This is a genomic window from Micavibrio aeruginosavorus EPB (genome assembly GCF_000348745.1).
Taxonomy (GTDB): Bacteria; Pseudomonadota; Alphaproteobacteria; order Micavibrionales; family Micavibrionaceae; genus Micavibrio; species Micavibrio aeruginosavorus_A.
In genome coordinates this window covers 1,972,777-1,988,569 of the sequence record NC_020812.1, presented here as the reverse complement: position 1 = coordinate 1,988,569, position 15,793 = coordinate 1,972,777, and the positions used below count along the sequence as shown (strand labels likewise).

Annotated in this window: 8 protein-coding genes; 5 read left to right on the top strand and 3 right to left on the bottom strand. The window is 53.3% G+C overall.

Going from position 1 to position 15,793, the window contains the following annotated elements:
• Positions 1–21 precede the first annotated feature (21 nt).
• Positions 22–1,752, bottom strand: a complete 1,731-nt coding sequence (locus A11S_RS09325) for a ShlB/FhaC/HecB family hemolysin secretion/activation protein (protein ID WP_015468271.1) — start codon at positions 1,750–1,752, stop codon at positions 22–24.
• Positions 1,753–2,131: 379 nt separating this feature from the next.
• Between A11S_RS09325 and A11S_RS09320 the strand changes: the two genes are divergently transcribed.
• Positions 2,132–8,596: a right-handed parallel beta-helix repeat-containing protein gene (locus tag A11S_RS09320; RefSeq protein ID WP_015468270.1), complete on the top strand. Its 6,465-nt coding sequence runs from the start codon at positions 2,132–2,134 to the stop codon at positions 8,594–8,596.
• 91 nt (positions 8,597–8,687) lie between these two features.
• The gene (locus tag A11S_RS09315) at positions 8,688–9,872 is read left to right on the top strand and encodes a BaiN/RdsA family NAD(P)/FAD-dependent oxidoreductase (protein ID WP_041803147.1); all 1,185 of its coding nucleotides are present in this window, start codon (positions 8,688–8,690) and stop codon (positions 9,870–9,872) included.
• Here A11S_RS09315 and A11S_RS09310 read toward each other — a convergent pair.
• Together A11S_RS09310 and A11S_RS09305 are read right to left on the bottom strand one after the other, a co-directional pair.
• Complete coding sequence (locus A11S_RS09310) at positions 9,869–11,461, bottom strand: cation acetate symporter (protein WP_015468268.1); 1,593 nt, start codon at positions 11,459–11,461, stop codon at positions 9,869–9,871. The genes A11S_RS09315 and A11S_RS09310 overlap by 4 nt on opposite strands.
• Positions 11,454–11,771 (bottom strand): DUF485 domain-containing protein, encoded by a 318-nt coding sequence (locus A11S_RS09305; protein ID WP_015468267.1) that lies wholly within the window; start codon positions 11,769–11,771, stop codon positions 11,454–11,456. Before A11S_RS09305 ends, A11S_RS09310 begins: the two co-directional genes overlap by 8 nt.
• A gap of 245 nt (positions 11,772–12,016) precedes the next feature.
• On the opposite strand from A11S_RS09305, the gene A11S_RS09300 reads away from it, so the two are divergent.
• The 3 genes from A11S_RS09300 to A11S_RS09290 are packed head-to-tail and all read left to right on the top strand — an operon-like array spanning position 12,017 to position 15,788.
• Positions 12,017–12,763: a VWA domain-containing protein gene (locus A11S_RS09300; RefSeq protein WP_015468265.1), complete on the top strand. Its 747-nt coding sequence runs from the start codon at positions 12,017–12,019 to the stop codon at positions 12,761–12,763.
• Positions 12,764–12,787: 24 nt separating this feature from the next.
• Complete coding sequence (locus A11S_RS09295; protein ID WP_015468264.1) at positions 12,788–14,803, top strand: hypothetical protein; 2,016 nt, start codon at positions 12,788–12,790, stop codon at positions 14,801–14,803.
• Position 14,804: 1 nt separating this feature from the next.
• The gene (locus A11S_RS09290) at positions 14,805–15,788 is read left to right on the top strand and encodes a DUF6782 family putative metallopeptidase (RefSeq protein WP_015468263.1); all 984 of its coding nucleotides are present in this window, start codon (positions 14,805–14,807) and stop codon (positions 15,786–15,788) included.
• The last annotated feature ends 5 nt before the right edge of the window (positions 15,789–15,793 follow it).

Here is a 15,793-nt window from a genome sequence, read left to right as displayed (position 1 = left end):
TTAACGGGGCCGTTTGAATATTTAGAAGTTTTTCGACACACTCATAAAGAACCGTGGGTCCTGGTCTTTCATCGTCTGTACGCTGCGGTCCAGCGGGACGGCGACGGTCATGTCGATGTTTGTGCTGCTGCCGATTTTTGCGCGGACGCCGACGCCGGCGGAGGTGGCCGTGTTGGCCTTGTCCTTGGCGTTTGTCGGGTCGTCGTTCCAGACGCGGCCAGCGTCATAGAAGCCGTACAGCTGGTGGCTGTTGGTGATGCCGAATTCACCCGGCAGGTTCCATTGCACTTCAATCTTGCCGGCGATACCTTCGTCGCCGATGATTTCGGATGGGTCGTAACCGCGGCCATAGCCCATGCCGCCAACGCCAAACTCTTCCGAGCTGAGCAGCGGGCCGTTGGACAATTGTCCGCGGGCGGCCAGCAACAGGTTCCATTGGTTGGCCAGGCGTTGCAGACGTTGCACTTCCACATTCAGCTTGGTGAAGCGCGGGTCGCCATCGGGGCGGGATTTGTTCGGGTCGTTCTTGCTGCTGGCGCCCAGAATGTCCAGGCCGTGGGCCAGTTCCAGATCCAACACGTTCAAACCAGCGCCAAAAACGCGGTCCAGTTTTTCAAGACGCATCCCGGTGCGCAGGGCGCGGATATTATCCGTGCGGGTGTCTTCGATATTGTTGCGGGTGTCGACATCGCGCATGTCAAAGCTGAACATGGTGTACAGGTTTGTATTCCGGCTGCGGATCACGGGGTAGTTCAGTTCAATGCCCAGGAAGCGCGCATTGCCCTTCACGTCGAATTCGTCCAGCGTATAGCCCGGTTCGGTCGCGGTGTAGGACGCGTCGAAATCCAAGCGCAGGCCGCGCGTGCCGATCGGTTGCGAATATCCGGCGGCGAAGTAGGCCAGTTCCATCGGCTGGCCCGGGTCCGGTGCCAGAACGGCCTGCGCCGTCAGGCGTTCATTGTTGCCCAGCATGGAGTTCAAAGCGCCCGCGCCAGAAAACTGGATCGCGCCCAGATATTTCGTGCCGTAGTTATCAACGCCCAGAACGGCTTCGAACGGATCACGTTGGACCAGAATGTTCAAATCCGCCGCGCCCACATTGGCCGCGTTCGGGGACAAGACACCGCGGGCCGATACGCCCGGCAAGTCGTTGATGAACAGCAGATAACGTTCGAGATCGGCAATGTTCAGGGCGTACCCTGCCGGAATGCGGTTGGCGTAGCCGCGGATCAGGGCCATGGCGGCCTCTGTTTCCGCCGGAGCGCCTTCTTCCAGCGCGACATTGACGCTGTACAGATAACCTTCAACAACTTGCAGGCGGACATTGCCACCTTCGATCGTTTGTGGCGGTACGATAACCTGAGTCAGAATGTAACCATCATTGCGGTATTTGTTCGTCAGCGCTGCAGCAATGCCATACAGGTCGGCCAGCGAAATCGTTTGACCGACAGATCCGGCATATACACTGCGCAGATCGGATTCCTTGTATGCCGTTACGCCATCAAGCTGCAGATTGTTCAGAGTGAATGTAATGTTTTCTGCGCCTGCGGGTGCGGCTTGTGCTTGCGGGCGATCAACTTCGACGGCGGGCATCACGGCGCGATCACTGAAATTCGGGCGCGGCGTTTGTTCCTGTACACGGCCCGGGCTGGCGGAGCCCGTTTGTGCGGTGGGCACCTGCGCGTATGCAGATGCGCTTGCACCCATCAGGGCGGCCAGAATCAAAACGCGAAAAGTGGAGTGGCGGATCATGGAACGGTGCCTGTCTTTTTTAAGAAATCTATCAAACTGTTAAGTCCCTCTTATTAGAGCATTGGCCGGGGTTTGAAAACACCCCCGATTGTGTTTCCCGCATTATGTTTTGATGTTTTTGCTCTGCACAATTTTGGCCCCCCGCGTTCGGGTAAAATATTTTCATAAGGCTTTCCGCCATTTCTGTGAACAAGCCGGGGTAAAAGGTTAATTTTCCTTAATCATTTCTTGTCATCCGCGCGGATTTGGGGGTATACAACCCCATCCAAATTCAAATGATTCTGCCTTTCTGCGTACCTTGCCCGGCGCATCGCGTCACGGGCCAATACATGACACGTAATTATTCACCATTGGGCGACCAAGACGGGGACTTTATAAAATGACAACACAACGCGGCACCGTAAACAAATTCCTCTCCACCTCGGCATTGACTCTGGGCTTGATCGCATCGGCCAGCGCGACCGCAAACGCGATGGATGCGAACACCACGCCGACAGGGGAACAGATTGTTGCCGGTTCCGCGACGATGGACCGCCCCGATGCCAGCACGTTGAACATCAACCAAAACACAGACCGCGTTGTCATTAACTGGGATTCGTTCAACATCGGGTCCAACGCCAAAACCGAATTTTTCCAACCGAATTCCGGATCGTTGGCTGTCAACCGCGTGACAGGCCGCAATTCCGACCCGACCCAAATTCTGGGGACGTTGAAGGCCAATGGCCGCGTCATGGTTCTGGACCGTAACGGCGTTGTTTTCGGTGCTGGGTCCCGCGTTGATGTGGGTGGCATTGTGGCCTCCACCGGTGATGTGAATGACGCCGCCGTGATGCGCGGTGATACCAAATTGGAACTGTCCAATTTTGGTGACGCATCCGTTGTGAACAATGGCACGATTTCCGTGACCGGTGCCGGTCTGGCCGCTCTGGTCGCGCCGCACGTCGCCAACAATGGCGTGATCGAAGCCCGCTTGGGTAAAATTGCCCTGGCCGCTGGCGGTGAACGCGCAACGGTTGATTTGTATGGTGACGGTCTGGTGGAAATTGCCGTTGGCGGTGCCAAGGGCAAGGCTCTGGCCGAAAATGCTGGCGTCCTCTCCGGCGCAACCGTTCTGATGACCGCGCATGGTGCGAAGGAAGTCGTGGACACGGTCATCAACATGTCCGGCGTGATCCAGGCCACATCCGTGAGCGTACAGGGTGGTAAGATCATTCTGGATGGCGGTAACGCAGGCAAAGTGAAAGTGTCCGGCACGATTGATGCCTCCGGCGCAGCAGGCGGCGGTGAAGTTAAGGTTGTCGGTGAGTCCGTTATCCTGACGGATACGTCGGTTGTCAGTGCTGATGCTACAAGCACAGGTCATGGCGGTCGTATTGGCATTTGGGGCAATGATTACGCCATTATGGGTGGCCGTGCGTCGGCGCGTGGTGGAAAATTGGGCGGAAATGGCGGTTTTATCGAACTGTCGGCGGCGAATAACGTTGGTTTTGATGGATTTGTTGATACGTCCGCTGAGATTGGCGAAACGGGCCTTTTCCTGATTGATCCGAAAACGATCAAGTTGGGTGATTATATTTTTAATGATTTGATTGGTGATGACTGGGCAATTGATGATGATAAATTGGCTTTGACGTTACTCTTTTCCAATGTCCATCTGTGGGCAACTGATCGGATTTATACAGCATCCGATTTCAATATATCGACATCTTTAGGAACGACAACGTCAAATGACCTGACGTTGAGCGCAAAGACAATTGATATTAACCACAATATTACCCTCGGCACTGGTTCCTTGATCCTGCGTGACGCGTTAACGACCGACAGTGTTTTTGGTTTTGGTCTGGTGCGTCCCTCCTCGGACATCAATCTGGCAACAGTGAACCTGAATGCGCAGATTTTGAAAAAATCAGGTGATTTGGCTGGGGGCAATCAGATTGAGGGCTTCTCGGATGTTGTGAATGTTATGTCGCCAAGCGCCTATATCTCTCAAGGTATGGAGTTCGTGCGTGCTGGCGGCACCGTGAATGTCGGTAATGGTACCTATAACGAAAATGTCATCATCAACAAATCTCTGACCTTGCAGTCTATGAACGGAGCGGATTTCACCGAAGTTCGCGGCGTTTCTGGTGTGGGTCAGGATACGACGCTGAGCATTGCTAACAATTTATACGATGTGACTGTCGGTGGTGTTGGTACGGGTATTGCCTTCCGCGGGTTTGCAGGCGCGGATTCTGTCGTTAAGATTGGGCAGCAGAATAGCAATGCCAAAATTATTGACAATAAAATCATTGGGGCGGGCGCTGTCACTGGTGTCAAGGTCGGTGGATCAGGTAGCTATTATACCCAAATTTCGGACAACATCGTCCGTAACGTCACCGGAACGGGCATTGAAATTCAAGGTGGAAGTTTTGCTACCATCCAAGGTAATACGGTGCACAATACTGGCAGTGACGGTATTGCTGTAGGCGGTAATTCGTACGTCACGATCAACGCCAATACGATTTTTGTAACAGGCGGTGACGGTATAGATGTTCGTGGCGGCGGATTGTCGTCCACCTATGCAACAATCACAAATAACTTCATTGGCAGTAAGGCGGGCGTATCGCAAGGCGCGAACAATGTTAAAGGTGATGGCATTGTTATCGACGGCGCACACGGCACAGATGTTTCCGACAACAAAATCATGGAAACCGCATCCACCGCCTTTGATGTGGGCAGCGGTATCCATTTCAAAAACAGCAATGATGTAACCATTTCCGGTAACACGCTGGATCAAATTGATTGGGACGGCGTTAAAATTTCCGGCGGCACCAATGTTTTGGTTGATGCCAACACATTGTCCAATGTCACCCGCGTTGCGGTTTATGGCGGCGGGTTTAACGGCCTGACCGTTTCCAACAACGTCATTAACAATGCGGGCGCTGGCTTGGCTGGTTACGGCGCAATTTCCACCGATGGCGGCAATAATTTGTCCATCACCGGAAACACCGTGAACGGCAATATTGGTTCCGGCGTGAAAATTAACGGCGCTGGCGGCACCAATCTGGTTGACGGAAACACCATTGATAATGTCGGTGAAAACGGCGTTGAGGGTGTATCCGTTGGTGGTTTGACGATATCTAACAACACAATCGGCACCTTGGGTGCGGCTGGAAACATTGGTGGAAACGGTGTGTCTGTGTCCACATCCAACGGCGCGATGATTCAAGGCAACACAGTTAAAAACACCGCGAAAAACGGTGTGAATGTGGCCGATTCCAACAATGCAACGGTTGATGGCAATACGGTTGTCGGCGCGGCAAAAACCGGCGTGAACATCGTACGCGGCACGAATGTAACGGTTTCGGACAACATTTTGCGCGATATCGGTAACCAAGGCATCCGCACGGAGCAGGTCCAAACGTTGAACGTTCTGGCCAACACGCTGCGCAATGTCAGCTGGTCCGGGGTTGAAGTTCAAGGCGGTAAAAATGTTACCGTTTCGGACAACAATTTGAAAGACGTGCGCGGCAACGGTGTACAGATCAGCGGCAGCCAAGGCACCGTGAATATTCTGGATAACGTGCTGAACGATATTCGCCAGCACGGCATCGTCGTGAATGGTGCGCCGGGTGCGGTGGTTATTGGCGGCAACAAGGTGATCGGAGCGGAGGCGTTCGGGATCTACACCAACGGCAGCAAAAACGTTGTTGTTTCCGATAACCGCGTTTCCGGTGGTAAAAACGGGATTGTTGTTCAAAATGCGTCCACCAGCGCAAAAATTGAAAACAACATTGTGTCCGGCGCATCCGCCGCGGACCGCGTGGCCAGCGGTTACCAAACCGCCATCGGCATTTTGGTAAAAGACAGCGCCGGGGTGGTCAGCGTAACGGGCAACCGTTCCAACGCGAACACGGGCGACGGTATCCGCATCCTGAATACCGATGGCGCGACTGTTTCGGGTAACATTACAAACGATAACGGTGATAAGGGTATTATCATCAATCGCAGTGATGATGCGGTTGTGGATGATAACCGAGCCAATGGTAATGCGACCGGCATCTGGGTTGAGTTGAGCAACGGGGTTGATTTAACCAACAACGTAATCCGTGACAGCAAGGTTGATGGTGTTCACTTGCGTGATAGCGATAATACGCTGGTATCCGATAACCGCATTCTTGATAATGACGGTAACGGTATCTTTGTTGAGCGCAGCGATAACGCCGACATCTTCCGCAATATGATCACGGGGTCTGGTGTTGGAACGGGCGTTAAAGTAACGGGGTCCAGCAACACTGATGTTGGTGCTGCATCCTTCTTCTCTAATCGCGGCAACACCATCACCAATTTCGACAACGGTGTAACGGTTGCGGGTGGAAACGATAATGATGTTGTTCGCAACACGATTTCTGGCGTTGATTATGGTGTGCGTTTGTCCGGTACAACGAATTCGGATGTTCTGGGCAATGACCTGACGGGTAACTCCGTTGTTGGTATCGAAGTTGTCGCAGGCAGCCACAATGCTGTGATCGACAACAACACGCTGGATCACTTCGATACAGGTATCGTTGTGAATGGCAGCAACAATGTTGAGATCACCGGCAACGATCTGACCGATGTTGGTTCCGGTATTGTTGCGAATGCATCAAACGGCTTGCGCGTGACGGGGAATGATTTGACGGGTCGTTATAATAGCGGCACGGCGATCAGCGTAACCAACAGCGATGATGTAATCATCGGTGGTGGCACGGTCCTGATCTTCCCGGTTGGTGTAAACAGCGCCGAAGGGTTCCGCAATGGCATTTACGCCGATAATGTCAGCAACCTACGCATTCGTCAGAACGATCTGACCGGCTATGGTCGTGGCGTTGGTATCGATGTTCGCAACAGCGATGGTGCGATTGTCGGTGGTGTCGGTTTCCTGACCAGCTATGGCAGTGATGTCGATGGTTATAACAACGGCATCCGCGTGATCGGCAGTGATGATGTTGAAATCACCCAGAACGATGTCGCGAACAGCACTCATAACGGTATCATTGTCCGTCATAGCGATGACGCGGTTGTGTCCGAAAACACTGTTACGTTCACGGGCAATGATGCCATTACAGTGAATGGAAGCCGCGATGCTGTCGTTAACGGTAACTTCGCGTTGTTCTTTGGTGGCGATGGTATCGTTGCACGGAACAGCGGGAACATCGAAATCGCAAACAACGTTGTTGGTCTTGGTTGGGGTAATGGTATTGCCGTTGATGGCGGTAACAAGGCCCATATCCACGGCAACCTTGTTGGCTTGCTGGGTGGCGATGGTATCGTTGTGGCTGGTGCCAAAAACAGCTTGATTGAAAACAATCTGGTTGCTCTAGTCGGTGGTAACGGTGTTACGCTGATGCCGGGCAGTGGTATCAATGATTTCAGCGATGGTTCGAAAGTTCGCAACAACACCATTATGTTCGTCGGTGGAAACGGGGTTGACTCATACAACACCTACGGTGTGGTCGTTGATGGTAACGTCATTACCAATGTTGCCGGAAATGGTGTGAATGTTGAAATCAGCGAAGATACGCAAATCACGAACAATATCGTTGATGGTTTCGGTGGTCATGGTATTGCTGTCGATGATGAAAATGCCTTCGTCGACATTGCCTTCAACACCATCCAGAATGGTTCGGGTGATGCGATCAATGTGCGTGATTCGGAAAACGTTCTGATCCGTCGTAACCTGATTAACAATGTTGGGTCCGATGGTATCGATGTCGCAAACAGCGATATGGTTGATATTCGCCGCAACGTTATCGACAATGTTGGTGCGGATGGTATCGATGTCTCTGATAACGATATTGTAAAAATCCGTCGCAACACGGTCAGTAATGTTGGCGATAACGGGATTGAGGCTGACGACAACCGTCGTGTTCGCATCGCCCGTAACGACATCAGCAATGCCGCCAATAACGGCATCATGATTGATGACAACAACCGCGTTCGTATCGTGTCCAACCTGATCACCAATTCCGGCAATGCTGGCCTGTATGCGGCTGGTGCGGATAATGGTGTTGTTATTCTGGAAGACAACGTCTTCACCGGTAGCCCGATCGGGGCGTGGTTCGAAAGCGGGGTCATCGACCTGACCGGTGCGACCAACACCTTTAACGGTGGCGACATCGGGATGCGTTTTGCACCGGTGGGTAACCCGAACGACCTGACGCTGGTTGGGAACACCATCGGTACAACGGCGTTCAATGGCCAGTCGCAATACTACATCGAGCTGGCAAATGCGGCGTTCTTTGCGCCGGGTCTGCCGACCATTCTGAACGGTCTGAATGCGTCGTATGACGGGTTTGTACCGAATTCGGTGGGCGGTATTTTGACCAAAGCACAGTTTGATGCGATTGAATCGAAAATCTACCACTTCAACGATGATGGTTCTCTGGGCCTGTTCTTCTTCGGTGCCGTTCCGGGTATTGATGACGAAGATGTCTATAACCGCTTTGGTGACCTGAACTGGGCCGGTGGCCGCTTCCGCATGACCATTCTGGGTCTGCCTAGCGTTCCGGGCGCAGGGGCGAACCGTGTTGGTGCGAACAGTCCTGCGGGCCAGCCGGGCTTCACGGGCAACGTGGCCGAATTCCTGGCCAACCTGGCACCAGCCGCGGGTGGTGACGACCAGCAAGGCCAACGTGGCCAGTCGGTCAGCATTGCCGGTCAATTGGCTGATCTGGAGCCGGCTGCGGGCGGTGACGGTGGCGAAGTCTCCTGCTGGAGCGATGCGATGAACCAGGCCGCTGGTGGCGGTGCTGTCAGCTACAGCTTCGGCGGTTCGATGGAGGAATCGTTGAGCCAGGCCGCGTCGTGCGGTGGTGCCATCTAACCACACTGAACGATAATTATAAAAACCCCGTCATTATGGCGGGGTTTTTTCTTTATGGCTTTTGGATCCGTTCCCGATTAAAACCAACGCCATGGACACGGATGTCGTCATTATTGGGGCCGGGGCGGCCGGGTTGATGTGCGCGCTGACCGCGGGTGGGCGTGGCCGTCGTGTGTGTGTGCTGGAACACACCGACAAGATCGCCGAAAAAATCCGTATTTCCGGCGGTGGGCGGTGTAATTTTACCAACCTTCATTGCGCGCCGGATCGGTATCTGTCCAACAATCCGCATTTTTGCCGATCGGCGCTGAAACGCTATACCCAGTATGATTTCATTGATTTCGTGTCGCGGCACAAAATTCCGTACCACGAAAAAACGCTGGGGCAGTTGTTCTGTGATGATTCCGCGCGGGACATTATCGACATGCTGTCGCGTGAATGTGACCAAGGCGGGGTTGATATTCAAACCGCCACGACCGTGCAGACGGTTGACCGGGATGATTCCGGGCGGTTTGTGGTCACAACGTCGCGCGGCGTTGTCACGTGTGCGTCGCTGGTTGTGGCCTGCGGCGGGTTATCCATCCCGAAAATCGGGGCCAGCCCGTTTGGGTATGAAATCGCCAAACAATTTGGCTTGAACATTATCCCGACACGGGCGGGACTTGTGCCCCTGACCTTCGATCCGGCGGTGCTGGATATCACGAAGGATCTGAGTGGTGTGTCGATTGACCCGGTTCGGGTGCAATCACAATCAGGCATGACTTTTGATGAGGCGATGCTGTTCACCCACCGTGGCATCAGTGGTCCGGCTGTCTTGCAAATTTCATCCTATTGGCATCCGGGTGAAGACATTGCCATTAACATGTACCCACAGGCGGATGTTTGGGCGTGGTTAAAGGATCAACGCAAGAAACAGCCAAAATCAATGCTGCACACCGTTCTGGGCGATATTTTATCCAAACGGCTGGCGCAAAAGATTGCAGAAGATGTGGCGGTGGATGGGCGCATGGCCGATTTGTCCGATAAAATTCTGATGACGGTTGCCACGCGCATTTCTGATTGGCGTGTCAAACCGTCGGGCAGCGAAGGCTATCGCACGGCGGAGGTGACGTTGGGCGGCGTCGATACCGATGACGTTTCATCGAAAACGTTCGAGGCAAAGACCGTCCCCGGCCTGTATTTTATTGGCGAGGTTCTGGATGTTACCGGCCATTTGGGCGGGTTCAATTTCCAGTGGGCCTGGTCGTCCGGCCATTGCGCCGGACAGGTTGTTTAATGCTCTACTGAATCGCTGACCCCGATCCCTGTCTGGGCCCGTAAATGCAGGGCATGGAACACGGCCCGGTCGGTCTGTCCACGGTCCGAACGATCCGTGACCGAGAACAGCCAGATCCCGATAAACGCCGCCGTCATCGAAAACAGGGCGGGGTATTCATACGGGAAAATCGGTTCGTCATATCCCAAAACACTGACCCAGACCGTTTTGCTGAGGATCATCAGAACAACGGCCACGCCCAATCCCAACGATCCGCCGACAACGGCCCCGCGGGTGGTCATGCCCCGCCAGTACATGGACAGCAGGATAATGGGGAAGTTGGCGCTGGCCGCGATGGCAAAGGCCAGACCGACCATAAAGGCGACGTTTTGTTGTTCAAACGCGATGCCAAGGAAGATTGCAACGACCCCCAGCCCGATGGTGGCGATTTTGGAGACGCGCACTTCCTGTTGTTCGGTGACATCGCCACCTTTGAATACGCGGGCGTACAGATCGTGCGAAATTGCCGATGCCCCCGCCAGGGTCAGGCCCGCCACAACCGCCAGAATGGTGGCAAAGGCGACGGCAGAGATAAAGCCCAGCAAAATGTCCCCGCCCACGGCGTGGGCCAGTTGGACCGCGGCCATATTGGTGCCCCCGATCAAGGCTCCTTTGTCATCGACATAGGATGGTTGCCCGGTCAAAAAGACAATCGCACCAAACCCGATGATAAAAGTGAGAATGTAGAAATAACCGATGAAGCCTGTGGCCACGACCACGGATTTGTTGGCGGCTTTGGCGTCCTTCACCGTAAAAAACCGCATTAGGATATGGGGCAGGCCGGCGGTCCCGAACATGAGCGCCATGCCCAGGGAAATGGCGGAAATGGGATCTTTAACCAATGTGCCTGGGCCCATGATGGCCGCGCCGCTGGTGTGTTTTTCAACGGCGGCCGCGAACAAGGCGGGCAGGTTGAAATGGAAATGCGCCAGAACAAGAACCGCGACAATGGTCGCGCCGCCCAGCAATAAGACAGCCTTGATCAACTGCACCCATGTGGTGGCCAGCATGCCGCCAAAGGTGACATAGGACACCATCAAAACGCCCACAATGATGACGGCGGATTCGTAAGGCAGGTGGAACAAGACTTCGATCAGCTTGCCCGCGCCCACCATCTGGGCAATCAAATAAAGGCAAACAGTGGCCAGCGATCCGAATGCGGCCATGATGCGGATGGGGGTTTGTTTGAAACGTAATGATGCCGCATCGGAAAAATTATATTTCCCCAAATTGCGCAGCGGTGCGGCGATCAGTAGCAGGATGATGGGCCAGCCCACCAAAAAACCGATAGAATATAAAAGCCCGTCAAAGCCAGAGGCAAAGACGAGCCCGGAAATCCCAAGGAAAGACGCCGCCGACATATAATCGCCGGAAATGGCCAATCCGTTCTGCCACCCGTTGATGCGGCCCCCTGCGGCGTAAAAATCCGATCGCGTTTTTGTGCGCTTGGCCGCCCAGTAGGTGATGCCCAAACTGAGCGCCACAAACAGGAAGAAAACAATAACGGCGGTTACATTCAACTGATGCAGATTGGCGAGAAACTCACTCATCGTGTGTCGCTTTCTGATAAATTTTATGCAGCAAAGGTTCAATCAGGGTGTTGGCGTACCAGACATAGAAGGCAGTTACGGCAAACGTTAACAGGATCAAGCCCAACCCAAAAATAATGCCAACCGATGTCAGCCCGTTTTCAACAATCGGGCGCCCCATAAAGTCGGGGGCATAAGCGACCAGAATAATAAAGGTGTAATAGGCAATCAGAACAATCGCCGCCAATGGCGTTGTGATGGCGTTGCGGCGTCTGAGCAATTCCGCATATTCCGGCATTTCGGTGATAGATTTCTGAAGGTTTTCATGCATCGGATCACTCCATCGGTTACGCAGTCGTGACAACTAAAATGTCCCTGTTTCCCGATTTTAACATGACGAACCTGATGAGAAGCCTGATTATGTCATTAAAGTTGTGCTGCGCCGCGAAAAAACGGGGCGTGGATTCAAAGAAAATGGCGAAAATCTGCGATTTTTTGGGTGGGTATTTTTCTTGACGGGGGTGACGTTAGGCAATAACTATGGGGTCTATTTTATGGCAATAGGGGGCGGGGAACATGTCACTGCGCGATAACAATAAGGGTAAAGGTCTGGTCGTCACACCCAATGGGAGCGTGAAGAAAGCATATGGCGCGGTGGCGCGCCCGAATGCGTCGGGGCTGGAAACGTTGAACAAACTGGCCGTGCGCGATGTTTCTACCGCGACCAAGGGGCGCGGTCGTATTGGGTTTATTATCGATGCAACAGCCAGCCGCGGATCAAACTGGGTTGAGGCGCAGGATATTCAGGCCTCGATGTTTCGCGAAGTGTCGGCTGTTGGCACCATGCAATTGCGTTTGGTGCATTTTGGTGGTGGCACGACGACCGCGCATGAATGGAAATCCAATCTCGACGATGTTGCCGCTGATATGAAGCGCGTGTCCTGCATGGGGGGCGCGACGCAGATCGTTGAATCTTTACGGTCCTTTGATGACGCGAATGAGATGACGCGCGCCAGCAGCATTATTGTCATTGGTGATTCATTCGAGGAAAATCTGGGTGACCTTGAAGAAATTGCGAAAAAACTGGCGTCTCAAAAAATTAAAATTTTTACTTTCCTCGACGGCAATGACTCGTCTGCTGAAAAAGCATTCCAATCCATATCCCAAATCACGGGTGGGGCCTTTGCAAAGTTCGGGGCCAATATGCCGCTGAAAGATTTGTGCGAAGGGGTTGCCCTCCTATCGGTGGGTGGGGCCCAGGCATTGCAACGTCTGAAAAATCCGCAGGCCAAGACGTTGTTGTTGACGGCACAACCCAAATAAACCGTACAGATCAAGGGACAGGCCATGAGCGATCAAGAAGAAACCGGTCCGCAGAACGATCCGGACAAAATTGAAAAATTATATACTCGTCTGGGAAAAATTATGGCGCGCCTGCGTGATGATTCGTCGGACGAGGAATTGCTGGTTTCCCTGCGCCATACTTTATCCTATATGCGCAAGATCAACGAACTGGAAGAATCCATTCTGGTCCCCGGGGATCATTACGAGCCCCTGTCGTTTGAACGTATTTATACCTTGGCGTCGTCCGGTGGGTCGAGCAGTCAGCTTCAGGAACTGGCTGAGGCCAATGCGTCCTTTGCTGAGGTTAATCAGCTTCTGACCGAAACCATCCAGAATTTAACCTATCGTCTGGATGCCATGAAGCGCCAATCGGCGGACGAAATTATCGGGCGGAAAGACGGGGCCTTTAACCTACGGACCGATATTAAATCGGTGATAAGCGATATCAGCGCGCTGATCGTGCGAATGGAAAAGACGCTGCCCACATCCATGGCTGGCCAGAATGGGGCATCGGATGGGGCCGGTCTGCGTCTGGATGAACAATTTTTAAATGAACTGTCGGGCAATCGGGATATCGGCGCCGATCTTCTGCGCTTGGCACCGGATCGTCTGTCATGGTCCGGGGCATTGCTCCGAAAAGCTGGTCTGGCCTACGATTACAAGGATGTTTCGGCCTTGCGGCAATTGCTGGTGATTGTTCTGAAGGCCAACCGTAAGCTGGCGGATCTAAACGAAAATATTTTGCCGAATGTTCAGGAGCAGATCAATCTTGTCCGTGAAAATCTGGCGTTGGTTGAGTTGTACGCCGGGCATGATGAACGCCAATCGCCGCAATATCAAGAGGCGTTGGAGCATATTGAGCGCCTTGAATCCGCATTGGATCAGCGCGAAACCCTGCAAGGGTCGATTGATGATATGCAGGTTAAGCTGGATAATATGCTGGCGCAGCAGAAATCCCTAAAAATGACCTTGGATTCATTGCACGCGGAAATATTCTCCTTGCGGGAACAGCGACATGAGCTGAAGCATGACATGGTCCAGCGCGCTTGCGACATATTGACAGGGAAAGCTGATCAAAAAGTGCGACCGGACCCGGTGCGCGAGACATCGGGGCGGCATTTTTGGCAGGACATAGTTCCCGGTAAAAAGGCGTCGCGCCAAAACGATAACGGTGATGGTTATTCCGATCAAGCGCGGGCGGAAGAGCCGCAACTGTCTGCTGAACAACTGGCTTTAAAAGCCAAAGAACGTGAAATTCTTCGTTTGCGCAGCGATATGGCGCGCCTCAAACAGGATCATGAAAACGAGGTGGCGGGGTTAAAGGCTGTTCACCGCACGGAAATGGCGGCCGTCTTCTGCCAAGCGGCAGAAACAGAATCCGGGCGTCTGGCACAGCGTTTGGAGTCCGAGGTTGTCGCCTTGCGTCAGGTTGCGTTGCAGATGGATGACGAGTTGCAGAAATCGCGCCAGGATAATGCGGCTTTGGAAACCCGTGTTGAAACATGGGTGTGTGCCCAACCTGCTTTGGAAGCGCAGATTGAAAAATGGAAAAAACGTTATGCCATAAAATCGGCCTTTATTGCCGCGGCATGCGGCGTTACGGCCGTGGCCGGATACGGTGCGGGTGCCGCGATTATGGGGGCGATGTCCCACGGCACGATGATGGCATGGTATTTTGGTCTGGCGGCGGGCGTGTCCGGTCTGGGCGGTTTTATCGGTGCCCGGGTTTCCGATGTGACGCGATCGCTCAAACAATGCGCTAAAATTAGTGTCGGGTTTTCCTGTGCCGGGGCCTTGGTCGCCGCCGTTGGGACCGGGCCGATTGTGTTTGATAGCCTCTATCACGAGATCGAGAATGAGCGGAACCTCCGTTCTGAAAAGCAGAAGATTTTTGAATCTTGTTCCGCTGCGCCATGCCAGTTTCAGAAAAAAGACGATGGAACCTATGACATTATCCGCCCGGCATCGTCGGCCGTAAATAAAAAGCCCGTCTCTATCGCGATGATGCAGGGGCGTTGATATGGATCACTGGGAATATGAGGCCTATATACGTGGCCACACGGGGGATTTGTATGACTTGGATGATAAAAAAGATCTAGGCGATTACTGGGCTTTGGATCAAAGCAGGGCGTTGCAATCGCATCGCCGCATTTATGACTCGCATGCCGATGTTTATGCGAAAAGCGCGATTAAAAAATCCGCGCACGGGAAAATTCTTTACGAATTTGCCGAAAAATCAGGCGTTGTTCTGCGGCAATCAATGTCGATGCCGAATAATACGTTGGCGCATTATCTTCATGGTGAAGATACGCTTCATCCGGGTGTCGTTGAATATGCGTGTTTTCTGACGCCAGCGATTTTGGGGCATGAATATCGTCATGCGTGGCAACATCTGAACGGCCTGATGGCGATACCGGTGGGCTCGCCGGAGGAAATGATAATGCGTGATCGTTTTATTGAAGCGGACGCGCGGGCCTTTGAATTTGCAACGGCGGTTGAATACATATCGGCAACTGGCGTGAAGAATAATTATGCACGCTGTATGCTCGGCGCCATGGAAGGCTGGAGCAAGGAGATTTTGCATTATAGCGAAGACGAAGTTATGCGTCTGGGCCAGGATGCGGAGGCGCTGAAGCAGACGATGCGACACGTTTTTGATCGCTGGATCAGCCTGACGCCCTTGGCTGAAACGTATAACAATCTTTCCTTGGGTGCCTTGGATCGGACCCGCAAACCCGGAATGCTGTCCCGCCTGTTTAAGGGGCAGGTTCTGGACGTCGTGTTTGACCTGCTGGACCCGGCGGCACCCGCGGGTAAGCCATTTCAGCATCGTGGGGTGACGCCCGCCTTTGCTGAGGAGCTTGTGACACGGTTGGGGCAAATGGATGAAGCGGGTCATGGAAATTACCTAACCCAGACGACGGGGTTGGCGTTTACGCATGCGTTTTATACGCGTGTCCATGATTTCCGCTTGGAACGCAGCGCGGCGTCATTGAAAATTTAGGTTTT

What these genes read in the sequence shown, in the direction of transcription:
- A11S_RS09305 (WP_015468267.1), bottom strand. Translation starts at nt 11,771, where the DNA reads ATGCATGAAAACCTTCAGAAATCTATCACCGAAATGCCGGAATATGCG.
- A11S_RS09310 (WP_015468268.1), bottom strand. Translation starts at nt 11,461, where the DNA reads ATGAGTGAGTTTCTCGCCAATCTGCATCAGTTGAATGTAACCGCCGTT.
- A11S_RS09300 (WP_015468265.1), top strand. Translation starts at nt 12,017, where the DNA reads ATGTCACTGCGCGATAACAATAAGGGTAAAGGTCTGGTCGTCACACCC.
- A11S_RS09320 (WP_015468270.1), top strand. Translation starts at nt 2,132, where the DNA reads ATGACAACACAACGCGGCACCGTAAACAAATTCCTCTCCACCTCGGCA.
- A11S_RS09290 (WP_015468263.1), top strand. Translation starts at nt 14,805, where the DNA reads ATGGATCACTGGGAATATGAGGCCTATATACGTGGCCACACGGGGGAT.
- A11S_RS09325 (WP_015468271.1), bottom strand. Translation starts at nt 1,752, where the DNA reads ATGATCCGCCACTCCACTTTTCGCGTTTTGATTCTGGCCGCCCTGATG.
- A11S_RS09315 (WP_041803147.1), top strand. Translation starts at nt 8,688, where the DNA reads ATGGACACGGATGTCGTCATTATTGGGGCCGGGGCGGCCGGGTTGATG.
- A11S_RS09295 (WP_015468264.1), top strand. Translation starts at nt 12,788, where the DNA reads ATGAGCGATCAAGAAGAAACCGGTCCGCAGAACGATCCGGACAAAATT.